This window comes from Streptomyces sp. LE64 (genome assembly GCF_052606915.1).
In genome coordinates this window covers 685,902-709,505 of sequence record NZ_CP199708.1, presented here as the reverse complement: position 1 = coordinate 709,505, position 23,604 = coordinate 685,902, and the positions used below count along the sequence as shown (strand labels likewise).

Genomic DNA, 23,604 nt, shown 5'->3' with positions numbered 1-23,604 from the left:
CTCGGCCCGGCATCCGGGACGCCCGTCCGCGGGGCGCGCCCCGCGGACGGCTTGAGGGGCCCGCGGCGCAGGGAGCCGGCTCCGGGGAGGCCCGCGGCACCCCCGGACCGCCCCCGCCACCCCTCCTCCTGCACGTCCGTCCGTCGGACGCGGCGTCCGGGGCGCACGGCGCCCCGGGGGAGCATCGGGCCGAGCGTGGCTACCATGGGCCAGCCGGTGGTCATCAGGGCCGCCCGATCCACCGAACATCCGGGAAGGCCATGCTGAACAAGTACGCGCGTGCATTCTTCACGCGTGTCCTCACGCCGTTCGCCGCGTTTCTGATCCGCCGCGGGGTGAGCCCCGACACGGTCACCCTGATCGGAACCGCCGGAGTGGTGGTCGGCGCGCTGGCCTTCTTCCCCCGGGGCGAGTTCTTCTGGGGCACCGTCGTCATCACCCTGTTCGTCTTCTCGGACCTGGTGGACGGCAACATGGCCCGTCAGCTCGGTCGCTCCAGCCGCTGGGGAGCCTTCCTCGACTCGACCCTGGACCGGGTCGCCGACGGGGCGATCTTCGGCGGGTTCGCCCTCTGGTACGCGGGGCAGGGCGACAACGACGTCCTGTGCGCGGTGTCGATCTTCTGCCTGGCCAGCGGCCAGGTCGTCTCCTACACCAAGGCCCGCGGCGAGTCCATCGGTCTGCCGGTCGCCGTCAACGGCCTCGTCGAGCGGGCCGAACGGCTCGTGGTCTCGCTGGTGGCCGCCGGCCTCGCCGGACTGCACGCCTTCGGCGTCCCCGGCATCGACGTCCTGCTGCCCGTCGCCCTGTGGATCGTCGCCCTGGGCAGCCTCGTCACGCTCGTCCAGCGGGTGGTCACCGTCCGTCGCGAGGCCGCGGAGGCCGACGCCGGCCAGCCGAACCCGCCCAGCGGGCGGGGCGCGCTCGGCGGTGAGAACGCCGGATGAGCTTCGGCGACCGCCTCAGCGACGCCCTGTACGGCACCGGGTGGGCCACCGTGAAGCGGCTGCCGGAACCGGTGGCCACCCGCCTCGGCCGCACCCTCGCCGACCTGGCGTGGCGGCGACGCGGCCCTGCGGTGCTGCGGCTGGAGGCCAACCTGGCCCGCGTGGTGCCGGACGCCGGCCCCGAACGGCTGGCCGCGTTGTCCCGCGCCGGCATGCGGTCCTACCTGCGCTACTGGATGGAGTCCTTCCGGCTGCCCACCTGGAGCGAGCAGCGGGTGAGCGCCGGATGCGCGATAGCGGACATCCACCGCGTCACCGACGCCCTCGCCGCCGGCCGGGGCGTCGTCCTGGCGCTGCCGCACCTCGCCAACTGGGACCTCGCCGGGGCGTGGGTCACCACCGCGCTGAAGACCCCGTTCACCACCGTCGCCGAGCGCCTCAAGCCGGAGACCCTGTACGACCGCTTCGTCGCCTACCGGGAGGGCCTCGGCATGGAGGTGCTTCCGCACGACGGCGGTGCCGCCTTCGGTGTCCTCGCCCGCCGTCTGCGCGCCGGCGGCCTGGTCTGCCTGGTGGCCGACCGCGACCTGTCCGCATCCGGCATCGAGGTCGACTTCTTCGGCGAGACGGCCCGGATGCCCGCCGGACCGGCGCTGCTCGCCCAGCAGACCGGCGCCCTGCTGATGCCGGCGACCCTCTGGTACGGCGACACGACGATGCACGGCCGGGTCCACCCGCCCGTCGAGGTGCCCGTGTCAGGCACCCGCGCCGAGAAGACGTCCGTCATGACACAGGCCCTGGCGGACGCCTTCGCCTCGGGCATCGCCGACCATCCGGAGGACTGGCACATGCTCCAGCGGCTGTGGCTCGCGGACCTCGCCCCCGCAGCCGGCGCACCCGGGGGAGGGACGGCATGAGGATCGGCATCGTCTGCCCGTACTCCTGGGACGTCCCCGGCGGCGTGCAGTTCCACATCCGGGACCTCGCCGAGCACCTGATCGGGCTCGGCCACCAGGTGTCCGTCCTGGCACCCGCCGACGACGACACCCCGCTGCCGCCGTACGTGGTCTCCGCCGGCCGCGCCGTTCCCGTTCCGTACAACGGCTCGGTGGCCCGCCTGAACTTCGGCTTCCTCTCCGCCGCCCGGGTCCGCCGCTGGCTGCACGAGGGCACCTTCGACGTCATCCACATCCACGAACCCGCCTCGCCCTCGCTCGGCCTGCTGACCTGCTGGGCCGCCCAGGGGCCCATCGTGGCGACCTTCCACACCTCCAACCCGCGCTCCCGGGCGATGATCGCCGCCTACGCCATCCTCCAGGCGGCCCTGGAGAAGATCAGCGCCCGCATCGCGGTCAGCGAGTACGCCCGCCGGACCCTGGTCGAGCACCTGGGGGGCGACGCGGTCGTCATCCCCAACGGCGTCGACGTCGACTTCTTCGCCCGGGCCGAGCCCCGCCCCGAGTGGCAGGGCGACACCCTCGGCTTCATCGGACGGATCGACGAGCCCCGCAAGGGCCTCCCGGTGCTGATGCGGGCCCTGCCGCGGATCTTCGCCGAGCGGCCGGACGCCCGGCTGTTGATCGCCGGCCGGGGGGACACCGAGGAGGCCCTCGCCCCGCTGCCCGCCGAATTCCGCTCCCGGGTCGAGTTCCTCGGCATGGTCAGCGACGAGGAGAAGGCCCGGCTGCTGCGCAGCGTCGACCTGTACGTGGCGCCCAACACCGGCGGCGAGAGCTTCGGGATCATCCTGGTCGAGGCCATGTCCGCCGGGGCGCCGGTGCTCGCCTCCGACCTCGACGCGTTCGCCCAGGTGCTGGACCACGGCAGCGCCGGCGAACTCTTCGCCAACGAGGACGCCGAGGCCCTCGCCGACGCCGCGGTGCGCCTGTTGGGCGACCCGGACCGGCGCACGGAACTGCGGGAGCACGGCAGCAAGCACGTGCGCCAGTTCGACTGGTCCACCGTGGGTGCGGACATCCTGTCCGTGTACGAGACGGTCACCGCGGGCGCCGCGGCCGTCGCCGCCGACGAACGGGCCACCGGGCTGCGCGCCCGCTTCGGCATCGGGAGCTGAGGACGGGCCGTCCGGTGGCCGGCCACCGGACGGCTAGCCTTCCCCCGTGACCTCGACATTCATCTGGATCGCGGTGGCCCTGTTGGTCATCGGCCTCTACCTCAGCTGGACCGCGGGCCGTCTGGACCGGCTGCACACCCGTATCGACGCCGCCCGCGCCGCCCTCGACGCCGAACTGCTGCGCCGGGCCTCCGTCGCCCAGGAACTCGCGACCTCGGGGGTCCTGGACCCGGCGGCCTCCATCGTCCTGTACGAGGCGGCCCACGCGGCCCGGCAGGCGGAGGAGGAGCAGCGGGAGGTCGCCGAGAGCGAGTTGAGCCAGGCGCTGCGGGCGGTCTTCGGCGAGGCCCCTCAGGTGGAGGCGGTCCGCGAGGCGCCGGGTGGCGAGGAGGCCGCCGGTGAACTGGCCCGGGCGGTGCGCCGGGTGCCGATGGCCCGGCGGTTCCACAACGACGCCGTGCGGGCCGCCCGGGCACTGCGCCGGCACCGCAAGGTCCGCTGGTTCCGCCTCGCCGGCCACGCGCCCTTCCCGCTGGCCTTCGAGATGGACGACCAGCCACCGACCGCCCTGGCCGACCGCGCCGCCTGAGCGTGGCCGGGTGCGGTGGGGCCACCAGGGGCACCGGAGGCATCCACCGGGCCCCTGAGCGGGGGAAAACGATCCACCGGCTCCCCATTGGCCCTTGCCGCTCGAAGAGCCCGGGAGGTTTCCTCGGGGCAGCAGAACTCCACCCCCCGAGACTCCTCCGCGAGTCTTCCGAACCCTTCCGAGCGAGGTCCTCCGTGTCCAGCACGCTTGCCCCCACCGACCAGGCCGCCCAGGCCGACCCCGCCACCGGTACCGCGCGCGTGAAGCGCGGCATGGCGGAGCAGCTCAAGGGCGGGGTGATCATGGACGTCGTCACCCCGGAGCAGGCGAAGATCGCCGAGGACGCGGGTGCCGTCGCCGTCATGGCCCTGGAACGGGTCCCCGCCGACATCCGCAAGGACGGCGGCGTGGCCCGGATGTCCGATCCGGACATGATCGAGGGCATCATCAACGCCGTCTCCATCCCCGTGATGGCCAAGTCCCGCATCGGCCACTTCGTCGAGGCGCAGGTCCTCCAGGCGCTCGGGGTCGACTACATCGACGAGTCCGAGGTGCTGACCCCCGCCGACGAGGTCAACCACTCGGACAAGTTCGCCTTCACCACCCCGTTCGTCTGCGGGGCCACCAACCTGGGCGAGGCGCTGCGCCGGATCGCCGAGGGCGCGGCGATGATCCGCTCCAAGGGCGAGGCGGGCACCGGCAACGTGGTCGAGGCCGTGCGCCACCTGCGGCAGATCAAGAACGAGATCGCGCGCCTGCGCGGCTACGACAACAACGAGCTGTACGCCGCCGCCAAGGACCTGCGGGCGCCCTACGAGCTGGTCAAGGAGGTCGCCGAGCTGGGCAAGCTCCCGGTGGTGCTGTTCTCCGCCGGCGGCGTCGCCACCCCCGCGGACGCCGCGCTGATGCGCCAGCTCGGTGCCGAGGGCGTCTTCGTCGGCTCGGGCATCTTCAAGTCCGGTGACCCCGCCAAGCGGGCCGCCGCGATCGTCCGCGCCACCACCTTCTACGACGACCCGAAGGTCATCGCCGACGCCTCCCGCAACCTGGGCGAGGCCATGGTGGGCATCAACTGCGACACCCTCCCCGAGACCGAGCGGTACGCCAACCGCGGTTGGTGACCGCGCGTCCCGACCCCCGGGGTACGGCGTCCCCGTGGCGCCGTGCCCCGTACCGCACCGAGCAGTGAGGCACAGGGCACCCCGCCATGACCACCCCCTCCGCACCCCCCGTCGTCCCCGCCGCACCGGTGGCGGACGGACCCGCGCCCGTGATCGGGGTGCTCGCCCTCCAGGGCGACGTGCGCGAACACCTGGCCGCCCTGGACGCGGCCGGGGCCACGGCCCGCCAGGTCCGCCGTCCCGAGGAGCTCTCCCGGGTGGACGCCCTGGTCATCCCGGGCGGCGAATCCACCACCATCTCCAAACTCGCGGTCCTCTTCGGCCTGATGGAACCCCTGCGGGCCCGGGTCGCCGCCGGCATGCCCGTCTACGGGACCTGCGCGGGGCTGATCCTGCTGGCGGGCCGGATCCTCGACCCGCGCTCCGGTCAACAGACCGTGGGCGGCATCGACATGGTGGTGCGGCGCAACGCGTTCGGCCGTCAGAACGAGTCCTTCGAAGCCGCGGTGACCGTCGAGGGGATCACCGGTGCACCGGTGGAGGGGGTCTTCATCCGGGCGCCCTGGGTGGAGTCCGTCGGCCCCGGGGTCGAGGTGCTCGCCACCCACGGGGGCCATGTCGTCGCCGTCCGGCAGGGGAACGCGCTCGCCACCTCCTTCCACCCCGAGCTGACCGGCGACCACCGGGTGCACGCCCACTTCGTGGCGATGGCACGGGCCGCCCTCGCGGCCTGAGACGGCGGCGTCCGCGGCCTGCGGAACGTCGGGGCAGACGCCCCGGGGAGTCTTCCCCGCGGACGGAACGGCGGGCCGCGCGATCCTTGTAGGATCGCTGGCGTTCGTAAAGAGATGTGTTACGCGAAGGAGACAGGCAGATGTCCGGCCACTCTAAATGGGCCACGACGAAGCACAAGAAGGCCGTGATCGACGCCAAGCGCGGCAAGCTCTTCGCGAAGCTGATCAAGAACGTCGAGGTCGCGGCCCGCCTCGGCGGCGTCGACCTCGACGGCAACCCGACGCTGTACGACGCCGTGCAGAAGGCCAAGAAGCAGTCGGTGCCGAACAAGAACATCGACTCGGCGATCAAGCGCGGCGGCGGTCTCGAAGCCGGTGGCGCCGACTACGAGACGATCATGTACGAGGGCTACGGTCCCAACGGCGTGGCCGTCCTCATCGAGTGCCTCACCGACAACCGCAACCGCGCCGCCTCCGACGTGCGCGTGGCGATGACCCGCAACGGCGGCTCGATGGCCGACCCGGGCTCGGTGTCGTACCTGTTCAACCGCAAGGGCGTGGTGATCGTCCCCAAGGGCGAGCTGACCGAGGACGACGTCCTCGGCGCGGTCCTCGACGCGGGTGCCGAAGAAGTCAACGACCTCGGCGAGTCCTTCGAGGTGCTGAGCGAGGCGTCCGACCTGGTCGCCGTGCGCACCGCCCTCCAGGACGCCGGCATCGACTACGACTCCGCCGAGGCCAACTTCGTCCCGACCATGCAGGTCGAGCTGGACGAGGAGGGCGCCCGCAAGATCTTCAAGCTGATCGACGCCCTGGAGGACAGCGACGACGTGCAGAACGTCTTCGCCAACTTCGACGTCTCCGACGACGTCATGGCGAAGATCGACGCCTGACGCGTGCCGGACCGGGCGCGCGAGCCCGCTCGTCGACGGGCCGATGGGGGAGCACCCCGCCGGCCCGTCGACGCGTTCGGCCCCGACGGGCTGCCGCACGCGTCGCGGTCCGCGATTGTCAGCGGTCCCCGATAGCCTGCCTGAACACATGATCGACGGAAGGCGGTACGGCGTGCGCGTACTGGGGGTGGACCCCGGGCTGACCCGGTGCGGCGTCGGGGTCGTCGAGGGCGTCGCCGGCCGCCCGCTCGCCATGATCGGCGTGGGCGTCATCCGCACCCCCGCCGACGCGGACCTCGGCCACCGCCTGGTCGCCGTCGAGGAGGGCGTGGAGCGGTGGCTGGACGAGCACCGTCCCGCGTACGTCGCGGTCGAGCGGGTCTTCAGCCAGCACAACGTCAGCACCGTCATGGGCACCGCGCAGGCCAGCGCCGTCGCGGTGCTCTGCGCCGCCCGCCGCGGGCTGCCGGTCGCCCTGCACACCCCCAGCGAGGTCAAGGCCGCCGTCACCGGCAGCGGGCGGGCCGACAAGGCGCAGGTCGGAGCCATGGTCACCCGCATCCTCCGGCTCACCGCCCCGCCCAAGCCCGCCGACGCCGCCGACGCCCTCGCCCTCGCCATCTGCCACATCTGGCGCGCCCCCGCCGCGAACCGCCTCCAGCAGGCCCACGAGGCCGCCCGCCGCGCCCACGCCCTCGCACGGAAGGTCAACCGATGATCGCCTTCGTCAGCGGCCCGATCGCCGCCCTCAACCCGGATGGGGCCGTCGTCGAGGTCGGCGGCGTGGGGATCGCCGTCCAGTGCGCGCCGGCCACCCTCTCCGCGCTGCGGCTGGGCCAGCCCGCGCGGATCGCGACCTCGCTGGTGGTCCGCGAGGACTCGCTGACGCTCTACGGCTTCGCCGACGACGACGAACGGCAGACCTTCGAACTGCTCCAGACCGCGAGCGGGGTCGGTCCCCGACTCGCCCAGGCGATGCTCGCGGTGCACAGCCCCGACGCGCTGCGCCGGGCGGTCGCCGCGGCGGACGAGAAGGCGCTCACCGCGGTCCCGGGCATCGGAAAGAAGGGCGCGCAGAAGCTGTTGATCGAGCTCAAGGACCGGCTGGGCGCACCCGTCGGCACCGAGGTCCGGACGCCGGCCGCCGGTGCCGCACCCGGCTGGCGCGACCAACTCCACACCGCCCTCATCGGCCTCGGCTACGCCACCCGCGAGGCCGACGCGGCCGTGGAGGCCGTGACCCCGCAGGCCGAGGCCGCCGAGGGCGTCCCCCCGGTGGGTCACCTCCTCAAGGCCGCCCTCCAGACCCTGAACCGGGCGCGCTGAGCGCTGCCCGCGCCGGCCCGCCCCCGACCCCCGAGGCACACCTGATGAACTGGGACGACACGACCGACGCGACCTCTGCTTCCGGGGCGGACCGGCTGGTGGGACCGTCGGCCGACGGCGAGGACCAAGCCGTGGAGGCCGCCCTGCGTCCCAAGGACCTGGACGAGTTCATCGGCCAGGAGAAGGTCCGCGAACAACTCGACCTGGTGCTGCGGGCGGCCCGGGCCCGCGGGGCCACCGCCGACCACGTCCTGCTCTCCGGCGCCCCCGGCCTCGGCAAGACCACCCTCTCCATGATCATCGCCGCAGAGATGGGCGCCCCGATCCGCATCACCAGCGGCCCCGCCATCCAGCACGCGGGCGACCTGGCCTCTATCCTCTCCTCCCTCCAGGAGGGCGAGGTCCTGTTCCTCGACGAGATCCACCGGATGTCGCGGCCCGCCGAGGAGATGCTGTACATGGCGATGGAGGACTTCCGCGTCGACGTCATCGTCGGCAAGGGACCCGGCGCCACCGCGATCCCGCTGGAGCTGCCGCCCTTCACCCTGGTCGGCGCCACCACCCGGGCCGGTCTGCTCCCGCCGCCGCTGCGCGACCGCTTCGGCTTCACCGCGCACATGGAGTTCTACGGAGCGGCCGAGCTGGAGCGCGTCGTCCACCGCTCCGCCGGCCTCCTCGACGTCCCCCTCGACGCCGAGGGCGCCGCCGAGATCGCCGGACGCTCCCGGGGCACCCCGCGCATCGCCAACCGGTTGCTGCGCCGGGTGCGCGACTACGCCCAGGTCAAGGCGGACGGTGCGATCACCCGGGAGGTCGCCGCGGCTGCCCTGCGGGTGTACGAGGTGGACGACCGTGGACTGGACCGCCTGGACCGGGCGGTGCTGGAGGCGCTGCTCAAGCTCTTCGGCGGCGGCCCGGTCGGGCTGTCCACCCTGGCCGTGGCGGTGGGGGAGGAGCGCGAGACGGTGGAGGAGGTCGCCGAGCCCTTCCTGGTGCGCGAAGGGCTCCTGGCGCGTACGCCCCGTGGTCGGGTGGCCACCCCGGCGGCCTGGGCGCACCTGGGACTCACCGCCCCGCAGCAGGCTCCGGGCGGGCTCGTGGGCGGATCAGGACAACAGGGCCTGTTCGGGGCGTGACGGCGCGCGTCCTCGCGGGGGCGGGAACCCCGGTGCCATGCTGAGCGTTGTTCCAACGATGCGGACTCGCTTAGACTCCGCCGATGCCCCCTTGTCGGGGGCGCCACCCACCCCCAATGACCAGGCCGCATCGCAAGCGGTCCCTTGAAGGAAGTTCCGACCCGTGAGTCTCGTGACCCTCCTCCCGTTCATCGTGCTCATCGGGGCCATGTTCCTGATGACGCGGTCTGCGAAGAAGAAGCAGCAGCAGGCCGTCCAGATGCGCGACAACATCCAGCCCGGATCTGGTGTCCGCACGATCGGCGGCATGTACGCCACCGTCAAGGAGGTCAGCGAGGACACGGTGCTCCTCGAAGCGGCCCCGGGCGTCCACCTGATCTTCGCCAAGAACGCGATCGGCGCCGTCCTCGACGACGACGAGTACAACCGTCTCGTCCACGGTCCCGAATTCGCCGACGACGACGAGTCCGGGGAGATCGACGGCGCAGTCGTCCCCGACGACGCATCCTCCCTCACCGAAGCCGCTGACTCCCCCCGCATCGACCTGGCCAAGCCGGGCACGAGCGACGCTGACACCGCCGAGGGCACGGCGGACCAGGCCGCGAAGAAGGCCGACGCCGAGCCGAAGAAGACCGACGGCGAGTCCGACGCGAAGTAGTCACGCCCGGGAACCCCGACCCCACCGCTCGTGTGCGGGGTTCCCGGGTCGTGCTGGCTTCACGCGGGTCTCCACACCAGTGACCGGCCGTCGGCGCCCGACCTGCGCGGGGCGGCTGGAGAGGGAGAAACGACAAGGTGGCAGCACCCAAGAAGGGCCGTAAGCCGAGCGCACAGGGGAAGCCCGGGCGCACGCTGGTCCTGATCCTGATCGCCATCGTGGCGCTCACCGGGGGGATGTTCCTATCGGGGCACACCACTCCGCGACTCGGGATCGACCTCGCCGGCGGCACGAGCATCACGCTCAAGGCGAAGAGCGAGCCCGGTCAGAAGAACGCGGTCAACAAGACCAACATGGAAACCGCCGTCGGCATCATCGAGCGGCGGGTGAACGGCCTCGGTGTCTCCGAGGCCGAGGTCCAGACCCAGGGTAACGACAACATCATCGTCAACATCCCCCGGGGTACCAACGAGAAGACGGCGCGCGAGCAGGTCGGCACGACCGCCAAGCTGTCCTTCCGCCCCGTGCTGAACGGTCTGCCGATCACCGACCCGGGCAGTGCCTCGCCCAGCCCGTCCCCCAGTGCCTCCAGCGGCAAGGACGAGAAGGACGGCAAGGACGACGACAAGAGCGCCGCGCCCACCGCGAGCAGCTCCGCCGAGCCCTCGGACGGCGCCACCAACCAGGGACGCGCGCTCACCGGCGCCCTCGCCGCCGACGCCACGCCCAGCGCCTCGGCCAGCCCCTCCGCCGAGCCCTCGGCCCCGGCCACCCCCGCCGCCCCGGCCCCCACCGGTCTGGACAAGCAGCTCGAAGCGCTCGACTGCTCGACCAGGGAAGCCCGCCTCGCCGCCAGCGACAAGGCCAGGGCCGCGAAGCCCGAGGACCCCGTCGTCGCCTGTGACCCGGACTCCCAGTTCAAGTACTCGCTCGGTCCGGTGGCCGTCGAGGGCAAGCAGATCTCCGACGCCGAGGCCACCATCGACACCCAGGGCGCCTCCGGCTGGATCGTGACGATGGACTTCGACAAGAAGGGCTCGGACCAGTTCGGCACGATCACCTCCGAGATCTCCAAGAAGGCCGCCCCGCAGAACCAGTTCGCGATCGTCCTGGACGGCGAGATCGCCTCCGCCCCCTCCGTGAACGGCCCGATCACCGGCGGCAACGCCCAGATCTCCGGCAGCTTCACCCAGGAGGAGGCCACCAACCTGGCCAACATGCTCTCCTACGGTGCACTGCCGTTGACCTTCGAGGAGCAGAGCGTCACCACGGTGACCGCGGCCCTCGGCGGCGAGCAGCTCGAAGCCGGTCTGATCGCGGGTGCCATCGGTCTGGCGCTCGTCGTGATCTACCTGGTGGTCTACTACCGCGGTCTGTCCCTGGTCGCGATCGCCTCGCTGCTGGTCTCCGCGGCGCTGACCTACGTGATCATGGCGCTGCTCGGCCCGGCCATCGGCTTCGCGCTGAACCTGCCGGCGGTCTGCGGTGCCATCGTCGCCATCGGCATCACCGCCGACTCGTTCATCGTGTTCTTCGAACGGGTCCGTGACGAGATCCGCGAGGGCCGCTCGCTGCGGCCGGCCGTCGAACGCGGTTGGCCCCGGGCCCGGCGCACCATCCTGGTCTCCGACTTCGTGTCCTTCCTGGCCGCCGCGGTGCTCTTCGTCGTCACCGTGGGCAAGGTGCAGGGCTTCGCCTTCACTCTGGGCCTCACCACCCTGCTCGACGTGGTCGTGGTGTTCTTCTTCACCAAGCCGCTGCTGACCCTGCTGGCCCGCACCAAGTTCTTCGCGGACGGCCACCCGTGGTCCGGCTTCGACCCCAAGCGCCTCGGGATCACACCGCCGATCCGCCGCGGCCGTCGCCCCTCCGCCCCCCTGACCGACCCGAAGGAGGCGTGACATGTCGCGACTCGGCGAACTGGGCGCCAAGCTGTACCGCGGCGAGGTCGGGTACGACTTCGTCGGCAAGCGCCGCTTCTGGTACGGCGTCTCCATCCTGATCACCATCACGGCGATCGTCGGCCTGGCGGTGCGCGGGCTGAACATGGGCATCGAGTTCCAGGGCGGTGCCGTCTTCACCACGCCGAAGACCAGCGTCTCCGCCTCGCAGGCGGAGAAGGTCGCCGAGGAGGCGGCCGGACACGACGCGATCGTGCAGGAACTCGGCACCGGCGGCATGCGCATCCAGATCAGCAACGTCGACACCGCCAAGGCCGACCAGCTCCGTCCGCTGCTGGCGCAGGAGCTGAGCGTCAAGGCGGAGGACATCAACGCCGAACTGGTCGGACCGAGTTGGGGCGAGCAGATCGCCAACAAGGCATGGACCGGCCTCGGCGTGTTCATGATCCTCGTGGTGATCTACCTGGCCATCGCCTTCGAATGGCGCATGGCGCTGGCCGCCCTGATCGCCCTGATCCACGACCTCACCATCACCGTCGGGGTCTACGCGCTCGTCGGCTTCGAGGTCACCCCGGGTACGGTCATCGGTCTGTTGACGATCCTCGGCTACTCGCTGTACGACACGGTGGTCGTCTTCGACTCCTTGAAGGAACAGACGAAGGACCTCACCAAGCAGACCCGCTTCACCTACAGCGAGGTCGCCAACCGGTCCATCAACAGCACCCTGGTGCGTTCCATCAACACCACCGTCGTGGCACTGCTGCCGGTCGCCGGCCTGCTGTTCATCGGCGGCGGCGTGCTCGGCGCGGGCATGCTGAACGACATCTCGCTCTCGCTGTTCGTCGGCCTCGCGGCCGGCGCCTACTCGTCCATCTTCATCGCCACGCCACTGGTCGCCGACTTCAAGGAGCGCGAACCGCAGATGAAGGCACTCAAGAAGCGCGTGCTCGCCAAGCGGGCCCAGGCCACGCGCGAAACCGAAGCCGGCGGGTTCTCCGACGGCGGGGCGCGGGACGCCGACCCGGACGGAACGCAGCCCGCGGTCGTCGGTCCGCGGAGCCAACGGGGCCACGGCCGATCCTCGGGGAAGCGCCGGTGACCGAGGTGCGCGATCTGCTGCTCAGTCGCATCCGCGACGTCAACGACTACCCGGAGCCGGGAGTGGTGTTCAAGGACATCACCCCGCTGCTCGCGGACCCCGAGGCGTTCACCCAGCTGACCGACACGCTGGCCGCGTTCGCCGTGCGGCAGGGGGCCACGAAGGTCGTCGGGCTGGAGGCCAGGGGCTTCATCCTGGGTGCTCCGGCCGCCGTGCGCGCCGGGGTCGGCTTCATCCCGGTCCGCAAGGCGGGCAAGCTTCCCGGAGCGACCCTCAGCCAGTCCTACGACCTGGAGTACGGCTCCGCCGAGATCGAGGTGCACGCCGAGGACCTCAGCCCGGGGGACCGGGTGGTGGTCATCGACGACGTCCTCGCCACCGGCGGCACGGCGGAGGCCTCGCTGTCCCTGATACACCGGGCCGGCGCCGAGGTCGCGGGCGTCGTCGTGCTGATGGAACTGGGCTTCCTGAACGGCCGCGCCCGTCTGGAGTCCGCCCTGGACGGCGCCCCGCTGGAGGCGCTGATCACCCTGTGACACCGCGCTCGCACGTGCGGTGGCAGTGAACGACGGGCCCGGAGAAATTCCGGGCCCGTCTCTTGCGTTCACCCCACACAGGATGTCCCATGGGCACCGGAAGCCCTCCCGGGCACCACCGGGACGGCGCCCCCGACGCAGGTCCCCCGGGACCCGGTCCTCCCGCGACCGTCCCGCCCGGTCCCCGAGAGCGGGGCCGGGAGCCCGACGGCCCCACCACGACAGGAGGTCCCGGCCCGGGGTCGATACCATGGGCCTTCCGGGACCTGACCGGGGGACCCGGAAGCGCACGAGGAGCGCACTTGCCAGACGAGCCCCAGCCAGTCGCCGCCACGCCCGATCCGCAGGCAGAACGGGCGGCGGCCCGCACCACCGCGCCCGCCAGGCCCGCACCGGACGGGCGGCCGGGCAAGCCCGCCGACAAGCGCGGCGGCCGGGCCGAGGAGCCCTCGCGCCCCAAGGCGCCCGCACGGCCCGCCCCCGCCGCCGCCTCCTCGGTCCCGGCCCGGGTCACCCAGGGGCAGGTCCCCGCGCGTCCGGCCTCCTCCAACCGCGTCCGGGCCCGCCTCGCCCGGCTGGGCGTCCAGCGCTCCACCCCGTACAACCCGGTCCTGGAACCGCTGCTGCGGATAGTGCGCGGCAACGACCCGAAGACCGAGACGGCCACCCTGCGCCAGCTGGAGAAGGCGTACCAGGTCGCCGAGCGCTGGCACCGCGGCCAGAAGCGCAAGAGCGGGGACCCGTACATCACGCACCCGCTGGCCGTCACCACCATCCTGGCCGAGCTGGGCATGGACCCGGCGACCCTGATGGCCGGCCTGCTGCACGACACGGTCGAGGACACCGAGTACGGGCTGGACACCCTGCGCCGGGACTTCGGGGACACCGTCGCCCTCCTCGTGGACGGCGTCACCAAGCTGGACAAGGTCAAGTTCGGCGAGGCCGCCCAGGCCGAGACGGTCCGCAAGATGGTCGTCGCGATGGCCAAGGACCCGCGGGTGCTGGTCATCAAGCTCGCGGACCGGCTCCACAACATGCGCACCATGCGCTACCTCAAGCGGGAGAAGCAGGAGAAGAAGGCCCGCGAGACCCTGGAGATCTACGCCCCGCTCGCTCACCGGCTGGGCATGAACACCATCAAGTGGGAGCTGGAGGACCTCGCCTTCGCGATCCTCTACCCCAAGATGTACGACGAGATCGTCCGCCTGGTCGCCGAGCGCGCGCCCAAGCGGGACGAGTACCTGGCCATAGTGACCGACGAGGTCCAGGCCGACCTGCGGGCCGCCCGGATCAAGGCCACGGTCACCGGCCGCCCCAAGCACTACTACAGCGTCTACCAGAAGATGATCGTCCGCGGCCGGGACTTCGCGGAGATCTACGACCTGGTGGGCATCCGCGTCCTGGTGGACACCGTCCGCGACTGCTACGCGGCCCTGGGCACCGTCCACGCGCGCTGGAACCCGGTTCCGGGGCGCTTCAAGGACTACATCGCGATGCCCAAGTTCAACATGTACCAGTCGCTGCACACCACGGTGATCGGCCCCAACGGCAAGCCCGTCGAACTCCAGATCCGCACCTTCGACATGCACCGCCGCGCCGAGTACGGCATCGCCGCGCACTGGAAGTACAAGCAGGAGGCGGTGGCGGGCGCCTCCAAGGTCCGCACCGACGCCCCCAAGAGCCCGGCGGGCAAGGCCGGCAAGGACGGCGCCGCCGTCAACGACATGGCGTGGCTGCGCCAGCTGCTGGACTGGCAGAAGGAGACCGAGGACCCCGGCGAGTTCCTGGAGTCGCTGCGCTTCGACCTCTCCCGCAACGAGGTCTTCGTCTTCACGCCCAAGGGCGACGTCATCGCCCTGCCCGCCGGCGCCACCCCGGTCGACTTCGCCTACGCCGTCCACACCGAGGTCGGGCACCGCACCATAGGGGCCCGGGTCAACGGTCGGCTCGTCCCGTTGGAGTCGACCCTCGACAACGGCGACCTGGTGGAGGTGTTCACCTCCAAGGCGGCCGGCGCCGGCCCCTCCCGGGACTGGCTCGGCTTCGTGAAGTCCCCGCGCGCCCGCAACAAGATCCGTGCCTGGTTCTCCAAGGAACGCCGCGACGAGGCCATCGAACAGGGCAAGGACGCCATCGCCCGCGCGATGCGCAAGCAGAACCTCCCCATCCAGCGCATCCTCACCGGCGACTCCCTGGTCACCCTCGCCCACGAGATGCGCTACCCGGACATCTCCTCGCTGTACGCGGCGATCGGCGAGGGTCACGTCGCCGCGGCGAACGTGGTCCAGAAGCTCGTCCACGCGCTCGGCGGCGAGGAGGCGGCCAGCGAGGACATCGCGGAGAGCGTCCCGCCGGCCCGCGGGCGGACCCGCAAGCGTCGCTCCAACGCCGATCCCGGGGTGGTCGTCAAGGGCGTCGAGGACGTCTGGGTCAAGCTGGCCCGCTGCTGCACCCCCGTCCCCGGCGACCCGATCATCGGGTTCGTCACCCGGGGCAGCGGCGTCTCGGTGCACCGTGCGGACTGCGTCAACGTCGAGTCCCTGTCCAAGCAGCCCGAACGCATCCTGGACGTCGAGTGGGCCCCCACCCAGTCCTCGGTGTTCCTGGTCGCCATCCAGGTGGAGGCGCTGGACCGGTCCCGACTGCTCTCCGACGTCACCCGGGTCCTGTCGGACCAGCACGTCAACATCCTCTCGGCGGCCGTCCAGACCTCCCGCGACCGGGTCGCCACCTCCCGGTTCACCTTCGAGATGGGCGACCCCAAGCACCTGGGCCACGTCCTCAAGGCGGTCCGCGGCGTGGAGGGCGTCTACGACGTCTACCGCGTCACCTCCGCCCGGCGGCCCTGACCGGCCCGCCGCACCCCGCACACCGGAAAGGGGGCGGGCCGCACCGATCCGGTGCGGCCCGCCCCCTTCCCGTGGGCGCGACCTGGGTCAGCCCCCGAACTCCTGGAGGCCCTTGAGCGCCTGGTCGAGCAGCGCCTGCCGCCCCTCCAGTTCCCGCGCCAGCTTGTCGGCCCTGGCGGTGTTGCCCTGGGCACGGGCCGCGTCGATCTGCGTCCGCAGCTTGTCCACGGCGGCCTGGAGCTGGCCGGTCAGCCCCGCGGCACGGGCCCGAGCCTCGGGGTTGGTCCGCCGCCACTCGGCCTCCTCCGACTCCTGGAAGGCCCGCTCCACGGCGTGCATCCGGCCCTCGACCCGGCCGCGGGCGTCCCGCGGCACGTGGCCGATGGCCTCCCAGCGCTCGTTGATCGAACGGAACGCGGCCCGCGCCGCCTTCAGGTCCGTCACCGGGAGGAGCTTCTCGGCCTCCCCGGCCAACTCCTCCTTCAGCTTCAGGTTCTCCGCCTGCTCCGCGTCGCGCTCCGCGAACACCCCGCTGCGCGCCGCGAAGAAGACGTCCTGGGCGCCGCGGAAGCGGTTCCACAGGTCGTCCTCGTGCTCGCGCTGGGCCCGCCCGGCCGCCTTCCAGTCCGCCATCAGCTCGCGGTAACGGGCGGCCGTGGGCCCCCAGTCCGTCGAACCCGACAGCGCCTCGGCCTCCGAGACCAGCTTCTCCTTGGCCTTGCGGGCGTCCTCGCGCTGCGCGTCCAGGGACGCGAAGTGCGCCTTGCGCCGCTTGGAGAACGCGGAACGGGCGTGCGAGAAGCGGTGCCACAGCTCGTCGTCCGACTTGCGGTCGAGCCGCGGCAGCCCCTTCCAGGTGTCCACCAGCGCCCGCAGGCGCTCCCCGGCGGACCGCCACTGGTCGCTGCGCGCCAGCTCCTCCGCCTCGGCGACCAGGGCCTCCTTGGCGTGACGCGCCTCGTCGGACTGCTTGGCCCGCTCCGCACGCCGTTCCTCACGACGCGTCTCGACCGTCCCCACCAGGGCGTCGAGCCGCTTGCGGAGCGCGTCCAGATCGCCCACCGCGTGGTGGGCGTCCACCTGCTCGCGGAGGTGGTCGACGGCGGTCTGGGCGTCCTTGGCCGACAGGTCGGTGGTCTTCACCCGACGTTCGAGGAGGCCGATCTCCACGACCAGACCCTCGTACTTGCGCTCGAAGTAGGCCAGCGCCTCCTCGGGAGAGCCCGCCTGCCAGGAACCGACGACCTGCTCACCCTCGGCCGTCCGCACGTACACGGTCCCCGTCTCGTCGACGCGGCCCCACGGGTCGCTGCTCACAGCGCCTCCTCCACATGATGCCCGCGCGGGCCGAAGGGCCCCCGGACATCGTCCACAGTTTCGTCACGGTCAATCTAGGCGACCGGCGGGGCGGCTGTCCGCATCCCGCGCGATCGGAATTGTGCAGTTGGGGATCAGGACGAGGTGACCGTGGCCTTGTTGATGACCACCGTCGCATTGGGCTTGGTCATCCCCATTTGGTCGGGGGCCGTCGCACCGGCGTCCGCGATCTTCTTGAGGACCTTCATGCCCTCCGCGGAAACCGTCCCGAACGGGGTGTAGTCGGGCGGCAGCTGGCTGTCCTGGTAGACCAGGAAGAACTGGCTGCCCCCGGTGTCCCGGCCCTGCTTCGTCTGCGGGTTGTACTGGTTGGCCATGGCGACCGTGCCCGCCGGGTACACGTTCCCCTTGAGCCGCTTGTCCTTCAGGTTCTCGTCCGGGATCGAGTAGCCCGGCCCGCCCTGCCCGGTGCCCTGCGGGTCGCCGCACTGGAGCACGTAGATGCCGGTGGTGGTGAGCCGGTGGCACGTCGTGTGGTCCAGGTAGCCCTTGTCCAGCAGGAAGTCGAACGAGTTCACCGTGCGGGGCGCCGCCGCCGCGTCCAACTCGACGTCGATGGCACCGCAGGTGGTGTCCAGCTTCATCGTGTAGGTCGCCGACTCGTCGATCGCGAGCTTCGGCTCCTTCTTGTACGTCGCCGTCTTCGGCTTGCCCGCGGCCGGCTTGGCGCACGGGTCCGGGCCCTTGCTCGGCGGGGCGGCGGCGTCGGTCTCCTTCTTCTTGTCGTCGCCGTCGAAGGCGCCCGCCGCGTACGACACCGCGCCGCCGGCCAACACCACCGCGAGCGCCGACGCGATCACCGCGTTGCGCGTCCGCCCCCGGCGGCGCGCGTCCTCGCGCCGCTGCTGCTGCCGCAAGAACTTCTCCCGGGCGAGCTGCCGCCGCCGCTGCTCCTGGCTGACCAACGGGATGTCTCCGTTCCTGTCGTGGCCGGGTCGTCGCTCCGCCTGCAAGACCCTGACCGCTTGCACATGTGCCCCGTACCGTATCCGGGTTCGCTGTGGGAACGGCAGCGCCGGTAGGCTCTGGGGAAGTCGAGCCCTCCGGACGGAGGGCGTCACGGCCTCCCGTTCGTACGCGTTCGTGCGGGGCGTCGGCGAGAAGATCCGAGACACACGAAGGACGATCGTGCTCATTGCGGGGTTCCCCGCCGGGGCCTGGGGCACCAATTGTTATCTGGTGGCCCCCGCCGCGGGCGAGGAGTGCGTGATCATCGACCCGGGCCACCAGGCCGCCCAGGGGGTCGAGGAGGCCATCGCCAAGCATCGCCTCAAGCCCGTCGCGGTCGTCCTCACCCACGGCCACATCGACCACGTCGCCTCGGTGGTCCCGGTGTGCGGCGCGCACGACGTGCCCGCCTGGATCCACCCCGAGGACCGGTACATGATGAGCGACCCCGAGAAGGCGCTCGGCCGGGCCATCGGCGCCCCCCTGATGGGCGAGCTGACCGTGGGGGAGCCCGACGACCTGCGGGAGCTGACCGACGGCTCGGCGCTGGAGTTGGCCGGTCTGGAGTTCTCCGTCGCGCACGCCCCGGGCCATACCAGGGGGTCGGTGACCTTCCGGATGCCCGAGGCCGCGGACGTCCCGTCCGTCCTCTTCTCGGGCGACCTGCTCTTCGCCGGCTCCATCGGACGTACCGACCTGCCCGGCGGCAGCCACCCCGAGATCCTGCGGTCCCTGGCCCGGGTGTGCCTGCCCCTGGACGACTCGACCGTGGTGCTGTCCGGCCACGGTCCCCAGACCACCATCGGCCGGGAACGCGCCACCAACCCCCATCTGCGGCAGGTGGCCGACGGCCAGGGAGCCCCCACGGCTCCCCGACGAGGAATGTGACGAGACGAAGACCCCGTGAGCACCTTCACCGCCCCCAAGGGCACGTACGACCTGATCCCCCCGACCAGCGCGGCGTTCCTCGCCGTGCGGGACGCCCTCGCCGCCCCGCTGCGCGCCTCCGGCTACGGCTACGTCGAGACCCCCGGCTTCGAGGACGTCGAACTCTTCGCCCGCGGCGTCGGCGAGTCCACCGACATCGTCACCAAGGAGATGTACACCCTCACCACCAAGGGCGGCAGCGAACTCGCGCTGCGCCCCGAGGGCACCGCCTCCGTCTTGCGCGCCGCACTGGAGGCCAACCTCCACAAGGCCGGCAACCTGCCGGTCAAGCTCTGGTACTCCGGCTCCTACTACCGCTACGAGCGCCCCCAGAAGGGCCGTTACCGCCACTTCTCGCAGGTCGGCGCCGAGGCCATCGGCACCGAGGACCCGGCCCTGGACGCGGAGCTGATCGTGCTCGCGGACCAGGCGTACCGGTCGCTGGGCCTGAGCCGGTTCCGCATCCTGCTCAACTCGCTCGGCGACCGCGTCTGCCGGCCCGCCTACCGGGCCGCCCTCCAGGACTTCCTGCGCGGTCTGGACCTCGACGAGGAGACCCGCCGCCGCATCGAGATCAACCCGCTGCGGGTGCTCGACGACAAGCGTCCCGAGGTGCAGGCGCAGTTGGTGGGCGCCCCGCTGCTGCGGGACCACCTGTGCGAGGAGTGCCGGGCCTACCACGCCGAGGTGCGCGAGCTGCTGATCGCCCAGGGCGTCGCCTTCGAGGACGACCCGCGGCTGGTGCGCGGTCTCGACTACTACACCCGCACCACCTTCGAGTTCGTCCACGACGGCCTCGGCGCCCAGTCCGCGGTGGGCGGCGGCGGTCGTTACGACGGCCTGTCCGAGATGATCGGCGGCCCCGCGCTGCCCTCGGTGGGCTGGGCCCTCGGCGTGGACCGGACGGTCCTCGCCCTGGAGGCCGAGGGGATCGTCCTCGACCTCCCGCCCGCCACCAGCGTGTACGCGGTCCCGCTCGGCGAGGCGGCCCGCAGGACGCTCTTCGGGGTGGTCGCCGAACTGCGCCGGGCGGGGATCGCGGCCGACTTCGCCTACGGCGGCCGGGGCATCAAGTCCGCGATGAAGTCCGCCCACCGCTCCGGCGCCCGGTTCGCGCTGGTCGCGGGGGAGCGGGACCTGGCCGAGGGCGTCGTCCAGCTCAAGGACATGGAGTCGGGCGCCCAGGAACCGATCGCCCTGGATTCCGTCGTGGACGGGGTCCGCTCCCGGCTCGGCTGAGGCGCGGGGAGCACAACCGTACGAGGGGGTCGCGCGGCCGGGTGCCGTTCGACCCCCTCGTCCCGTCCCCGGCCCGCGGCCACCTGCGACGGCGCCCGGCCCGGCGGACGACGCTTATGCGCAGCGAACGGTGCGTCCACAGGCGGGTACGGCACAATGACGATGCCCTTGGACCGTGACTCGACTGACGGAAGCGGCGAGATGACCGAGATGACCAAGACAGCGGCGGCAGAACCCCGGGTTCCCTCCCCCTCGCCGGACCCCACCACCAGAGCGGGGGCCGGGCGGGGGCTCGCCTTGCTGCTGGTGGTCACGGGCGCCGCCGGCCTGCTGGCTTCCTGGATCATCACCCTGGACAAGTTCAAGTTGCTGGAGGACCCGGACTACGTCCCCGGGTGCAGCGTCAACCCGATCATCTCCTGCGGCAACATCATGAAGAGCGACCAGGCGTCCGTCTTCGGGTTCCCCAACCCGATGCTGGGGCTGGTCACCTACGGCATGGTCATCTGCGTCGGTATGGGCCTGCTCGCCGGCGCCCGCTTCCCCCGCTGGTACTGGCTCACCCTCAACGCCGGCATGCTCTTCGGCGTCGGCTTCTGCGCCTGGCTCACCTACCAGTCGCTGTACGAGATCAACGCCCTGTGCCTGTGGTGCAACCTCGCCTGGGTCGCGACGATCCTGATGTTCTGGTACGTGACCTCGTTCAACGTGCGCAACGGCTTCCTGCCGGCGCCGGCCGGGCTGAAGCGCTTCCTGGAGGAGTTCACCTGGGTCCTGCCCCTGGTGCACGTCGGCATCATCGCCATGCTGGTGCTGACCCGCTGGCAGGACCAGCTCTGGAACGCCAGCTGAGCCCCGCGGCCCGTGCCGCCGGCGGCACGGGCCGCGCTGTCGGTGCCGTGACATAGGCTTCCCGATGTGGAACCCGATCTCTTCACCGCGGCAGCCGAGGAACGTCAGGAGAGGGACCCGGCGAGCAGGCCGCTGGCCGTGCGCATGCGTCCGCGCAGCCTCGACGAGGTCGTCGGCCAACAACACCTGCTCAAGCCGGGCGCACCCCTGCGCCGACTGGTCGGCGAGGGCGGTGGCGGCCCCGCGGGGCCCTCCTCGGTGATCCTCTGGGGCCCGCCCGGCACCGGCAAGACGACCCTGGCGTACGTCGTCTCCCAGGCCACCAACAAGCGGTTCGTGGAGCTGTCGGCGATCACCGCGGGCGTCAAGGAGGTCCGCGCCGTCATCGACGGCGCCCGCCGCGCCACCGGCGGCTACGGCAAGGAAACGGTTCTCTTCCTGGACGAGATCCACCGCTTCAGCAAGGCGCAGCAGGACTCCCTGCTGCCCGCCGTGGAGAACCGCTGGATCACCCTCATCGCCGCCACCACCGAGAACCCCTACTTCTCGGTGATCTCCCCGCTGCTCTCCCGCTCCCTGTTGCTCACCCTGGAGCCGCTGGCCGACGACGACGTCCGCGGACTGCTGCGCCGGGCCCTCGCCGACGCCCGGGGGCTCGACGGCGCGCTCACCCTCGACGAGGACGCCGAGGGGCACCTGCTGCGGATCGCCGGCGGGGACGCCCGTCGGGCCCTGACCGCCCTGGAGGCGGGTGCCGGCGCAGCCCTGGCCAAGGGCGAGGGCGCCCTCACCCTGACCACCCTGGAGGAGTCGGTCGACCGGGCCGCGGTGACCTACGACCGCGCCGGTGACCAGCACTACGACGTGGCCAGCGCCCTCATCAAGTCCATCCGCGGTTCCGACGTGGACGCCGCCCTGCACTACCTGGCCCGCATGATCGAGGCCGGTGAGGATCCCCGCTTCATCGCCCGGCGGCTGATGATCTCCGCCAGCGAGGACATCGGCCTCGCCGACCCCACCGCCCTGCCCACCGCCGTCGCCGCCGCCCAGGCCGTGGCGCTCATCGGCTTCCCCGAGGCCGCGCTCACCCTCAGCCACGCGACCATCGCCCTGGCACTGGCCCCGAAGTCCAACGCCGCGACGCTCGCCATCGGCGCCGCCCTGGCCGACGTCCGGGCGGGCCTCGCCGGCCCGGTCCCGCCGCACCTGAGGGACGGCCACTACCGGGGCGCGGCCAAGCTCGGCCACGCCCAGGGGTACGTGTACCCGCACGACGTGCCCGGCGGCATCGCGACCCAGCAGTACGCCCCGGAGGCCGTCGAGGCCAAGCGCTACTACCAGCCCACCCGCTACGGGGCGGAGGCCCGCTACGCGGACGTGGTGGAGCGGGTCCGGGCGCGCCTCAAGGGCGAGCCGCCGCCGGCCCCGCCGGCCCCGGAGCAGTAGCCGGGTCACCGGCGCCCCGGACACCGGGTAAACTTGCCGGAGCGCTGCGTCCCGTGTCCGACCCCGGTCGGCTCACCAGAGCGGGACAGGCAGCCGGGATCCGTCCGCGAGGACGGTCCCAGGAGCGTCGCGCACCGTCGAACGGTGTCGCGGGCAGCCCACCACCCCCCTGCGGAGGTCGGTGGGCCACTCGCGTGCTGCACGTATGTGCCCAGACCAGGGGAGCGGCTGCCCGAAGGACCCTCCGGGTCCGGCGGGTTTCCCCGGCTGCGGATGCGACCTCCCCTAACCCTGGTGAAGCCGTATTCGTACAGAGTGAGAGAGGTTGGTTCGTGGCGAACCAGTCCCGTCCCAAGGTCAAGAAGTCGCGTGCCCTCGGCATCGCGCTGACCCCCAAGGCCGTCAAGTACTTCGAGGCCCGCCCCTACCCGCCGGGCGAGCACGGCCGCGGTCGCAAGCAGACCTCGGACTACAAGGTCCGTCTGCTGGAGAAGCAGCGCCTGCGCGCGCAGTACGACGTCTCCGAGCGTCAGCTGGTCCGCGCCTACGACCGCGCCAGCAAGGTCCAGGGCAAGACCGGCGAGGCCCTGATCATCGAGCTGGAGCGGCGCCTCGACGCGCTGGTCCTGCGCTCCGGGATCGCCCGCACGATCTACCAGGCCCGCCAGATGGTCGTCCACGGCCACATCGAGGTCAACGGCAAGAAGGTCGACAAGCCCTCCTTCCGCGTGCGCCCCGACGACGTCGTGATGGTGCGCGAGCGCTCCCGCGAGAAGACGCTGTTCCAGGTCTCCCGCGAGGGTGGCTACGCCGCCGACGGCGAGACCCCGCGCTACCTCCAGGTCAACCTGAAGGCCCTGGCCTTCCGCCTCGACCGGGACCCGCAGCGCAAGGAGATCCCCGTGATCTGCGACGAGCAGCTCGTCGTCGAGTACTACGCCCGCTGATCCGG

Annotated in this window: 22 protein-coding genes; 20 read left to right on the top strand and 2 right to left on the bottom strand. The window is 71.9% G+C overall.

Features of this window, described 5'->3' with window-relative positions:
• The first annotated feature begins 260 nt into the window (after positions 1-260).
• From pgsA to ACSMX9_RS02980, 15 genes are all read left to right on the top strand, one after another.
• A complete protein-coding gene (pgsA, locus tag ACSMX9_RS03050; protein ID WP_445399754.1) occupies positions 261-947 on the top strand; it encodes a phosphatidylinositol phosphate synthase in 687 nt (228 codons plus the stop codon).
• The gene (locus ACSMX9_RS03045; RefSeq protein WP_445399752.1) at positions 944-1,864 is read left to right on the top strand and encodes a phosphatidylinositol mannoside acyltransferase; all 921 of its coding nucleotides are present in this window, start codon (positions 944-946) and stop codon (positions 1,862-1,864) included. Before pgsA ends, ACSMX9_RS03045 begins: the two co-directional genes overlap by 4 nt.
• Positions 1,861-3,021 (top strand): glycosyltransferase family 4 protein, encoded by a 1,161-nt coding sequence (locus ACSMX9_RS03040; protein ID WP_351240477.1) that lies wholly within the window; start codon positions 1,861-1,863, stop codon positions 3,019-3,021. The genes ACSMX9_RS03045 and ACSMX9_RS03040 overlap by 4 nt, the downstream gene beginning before the upstream one ends.
• A 46-nt stretch (positions 3,022-3,067) precedes the next feature.
• A complete protein-coding gene (locus ACSMX9_RS03035; protein ID WP_351240479.1) occupies positions 3,068-3,610 on the top strand; it encodes a hypothetical protein in 543 nt (180 codons plus the stop codon).
• Positions 3,611-3,882: 272 nt separating this feature from the next.
• Positions 3,883-4,731: a pyridoxal 5'-phosphate synthase lyase subunit PdxS gene (gene pdxS / locus ACSMX9_RS03030; protein WP_445402874.1), complete on the top strand. Its 849-nt coding sequence runs from the start codon at positions 3,883-3,885 to the stop codon at positions 4,729-4,731.
• 86 nt (positions 4,732-4,817) lie between these two features.
• The gene (gene pdxT, locus ACSMX9_RS03025; protein WP_351240483.1) at positions 4,818-5,465 is read left to right on the top strand and encodes a pyridoxal 5'-phosphate synthase glutaminase subunit PdxT; all 648 of its coding nucleotides are present in this window, start codon (positions 4,818-4,820) and stop codon (positions 5,463-5,465) included.
• Between the two features lie 140 nt (positions 5,466-5,605).
• On the top strand, positions 5,606-6,358 hold the full coding sequence (locus ACSMX9_RS03020) for a YebC/PmpR family DNA-binding transcriptional regulator (RefSeq protein WP_351240485.1): 753 nt from the start codon (positions 5,606-5,608) through the stop codon (positions 6,356-6,358).
• A 172-nt stretch (positions 6,359-6,530) separates the two neighbouring features.
• Positions 6,531-7,076, top strand: coding sequence for a crossover junction endodeoxyribonuclease RuvC (gene ruvC / locus ACSMX9_RS03015; RefSeq protein ID WP_445402873.1), 546 nt, complete (start codon positions 6,531-6,533; stop codon positions 7,074-7,076).
• Entirely contained in the window at positions 7,073-7,684 is a 612-nt protein-coding gene (gene ruvA, locus ACSMX9_RS03010; RefSeq protein WP_445399750.1) for a Holliday junction branch migration protein RuvA, read from the top strand. Before ruvC ends, ruvA begins: the two co-directional genes overlap by 4 nt.
• Before the next feature lie 44 nt (positions 7,685-7,728).
• Entirely contained in the window at positions 7,729-8,820 is a 1,092-nt protein-coding gene (ruvB, locus tag ACSMX9_RS03005) for a Holliday junction branch migration DNA helicase RuvB (protein WP_445399748.1), read from the top strand.
• Between the two features lie 163 nt (positions 8,821-8,983).
• Complete coding sequence (gene yajC, locus ACSMX9_RS03000) at positions 8,984-9,478, top strand: preprotein translocase subunit YajC (protein ID WP_351240491.1); 495 nt, start codon at positions 8,984-8,986, stop codon at positions 9,476-9,478.
• A 137-nt stretch (positions 9,479-9,615) separates the two neighbouring features.
• Positions 9,616-11,379, top strand: a complete 1,764-nt coding sequence (gene secD, locus ACSMX9_RS02995; RefSeq protein ID WP_445399746.1) for a protein translocase subunit SecD — start codon at positions 9,616-9,618, stop codon at positions 11,377-11,379.
• Position 11,380: 1 nt separating this feature from the next.
• The gene (secF, locus tag ACSMX9_RS02990; protein WP_445399744.1) at positions 11,381-12,478 is read left to right on the top strand and encodes a protein translocase subunit SecF; all 1,098 of its coding nucleotides are present in this window, start codon (positions 11,381-11,383) and stop codon (positions 12,476-12,478) included.
• A complete protein-coding gene (locus ACSMX9_RS02985) occupies positions 12,475-13,014 on the top strand; it encodes an adenine phosphoribosyltransferase (RefSeq protein WP_445399742.1) in 540 nt (179 codons plus the stop codon). Before secF ends, ACSMX9_RS02985 begins: the two co-directional genes overlap by 4 nt.
• A 302-nt stretch (positions 13,015-13,316) precedes the next feature.
• Positions 13,317-15,863, top strand: a complete 2,547-nt coding sequence (locus ACSMX9_RS02980; RefSeq protein ID WP_445399740.1) for a RelA/SpoT family protein — start codon at positions 13,317-13,319, stop codon at positions 15,861-15,863.
• A gap of 87 nt (positions 15,864-15,950) precedes the next feature.
• Here ACSMX9_RS02980 and ACSMX9_RS02975 read toward each other — a convergent pair whose 3' ends face one another.
• Entirely contained in the window at positions 15,951-17,180 is a 1,230-nt protein-coding gene (locus tag ACSMX9_RS02975) for a DUF349 domain-containing protein (RefSeq protein WP_351240501.1), read from the bottom strand.
• A 134-nt stretch (positions 17,181-17,314) separates the two neighbouring features.
• Positions 17,315-18,145: a peptidylprolyl isomerase gene (locus ACSMX9_RS02970; protein WP_366117794.1), complete on the bottom strand. Its 831-nt coding sequence runs from the start codon at positions 18,143-18,145 to the stop codon at positions 17,315-17,317.
• Positions 18,146-18,368: 223 nt separating this feature from the next.
• Between ACSMX9_RS02970 and ACSMX9_RS02965 the strand changes: the two genes are divergently transcribed.
• The 5 genes from ACSMX9_RS02965 (at position 18,369) to rpsD (ending at position 23,599) form a co-directional block, all read left to right on the top strand.
• Entirely contained in the window at positions 18,369-19,076 is a 708-nt protein-coding gene (locus tag ACSMX9_RS02965; RefSeq protein WP_366117795.1) for an MBL fold metallo-hydrolase, read from the top strand.
• A 15-nt stretch (positions 19,077-19,091) separates the two neighbouring features.
• Positions 19,092-20,354, top strand: coding sequence for a histidine--tRNA ligase (gene hisS / locus ACSMX9_RS02960; RefSeq protein ID WP_445399738.1), 1,263 nt, complete (start codon positions 19,092-19,094; stop codon positions 20,352-20,354).
• A gap of 210 nt (positions 20,355-20,564) precedes the next feature.
• Positions 20,565-21,206: a vitamin K epoxide reductase family protein gene (locus tag ACSMX9_RS02955; RefSeq protein ID WP_445402872.1), complete on the top strand. Its 642-nt coding sequence runs from the start codon at positions 20,565-20,567 to the stop codon at positions 21,204-21,206.
• A 66-nt stretch (positions 21,207-21,272) separates the two neighbouring features.
• A complete protein-coding gene (locus ACSMX9_RS02950) occupies positions 21,273-22,652 on the top strand; it encodes a replication-associated recombination protein A (protein ID WP_445399736.1) in 1,380 nt (459 codons plus the stop codon).
• Positions 22,653-22,984: 332 nt separating this feature from the next.
• Positions 22,985-23,599: a 30S ribosomal protein S4 gene (gene rpsD / locus ACSMX9_RS02945; protein WP_445399734.1), complete on the top strand. Its 615-nt coding sequence runs from the start codon at positions 22,985-22,987 to the stop codon at positions 23,597-23,599.
• Positions 23,600-23,604: the final 5 nt, after the last annotated feature.

Coding starts and splice junctions, on each gene's coding strand:
- pgsA (WP_445399754.1), top strand. CDS start 261: ATGCTGAACAAGTACGCGCGTGCATTCTTCACGCGTGTCCTCACGCCG.
- ACSMX9_RS03045 (WP_445399752.1), top strand. CDS start 944: ATGAGCTTCGGCGACCGCCTCAGCGACGCCCTGTACGGCACCGGGTGG.
- ACSMX9_RS03040 (WP_351240477.1), top strand. CDS start 1,861: ATGAGGATCGGCATCGTCTGCCCGTACTCCTGGGACGTCCCCGGCGGC.
- pdxS (WP_445402874.1), top strand. CDS start 3,883: ATGGCGGAGCAGCTCAAGGGCGGGGTGATCATGGACGTCGTCACCCCG.
- pdxT (WP_351240483.1), top strand. CDS start 4,818: ATGACCACCCCCTCCGCACCCCCCGTCGTCCCCGCCGCACCGGTGGCG.
- ACSMX9_RS03020 (WP_351240485.1), top strand. CDS start 5,606: ATGTCCGGCCACTCTAAATGGGCCACGACGAAGCACAAGAAGGCCGTG.
- ruvA (WP_445399750.1), top strand. CDS start 7,073: ATGATCGCCTTCGTCAGCGGCCCGATCGCCGCCCTCAACCCGGATGGG.
- ruvB (WP_445399748.1), top strand. CDS start 7,729: ATGAACTGGGACGACACGACCGACGCGACCTCTGCTTCCGGGGCGGAC.
- secF (WP_445399744.1), top strand. CDS start 11,381: ATGTCGCGACTCGGCGAACTGGGCGCCAAGCTGTACCGCGGCGAGGTC.
- ACSMX9_RS02955 (WP_445402872.1), top strand. CDS start 20,565: ATGACCAAGACAGCGGCGGCAGAACCCCGGGTTCCCTCCCCCTCGCCG.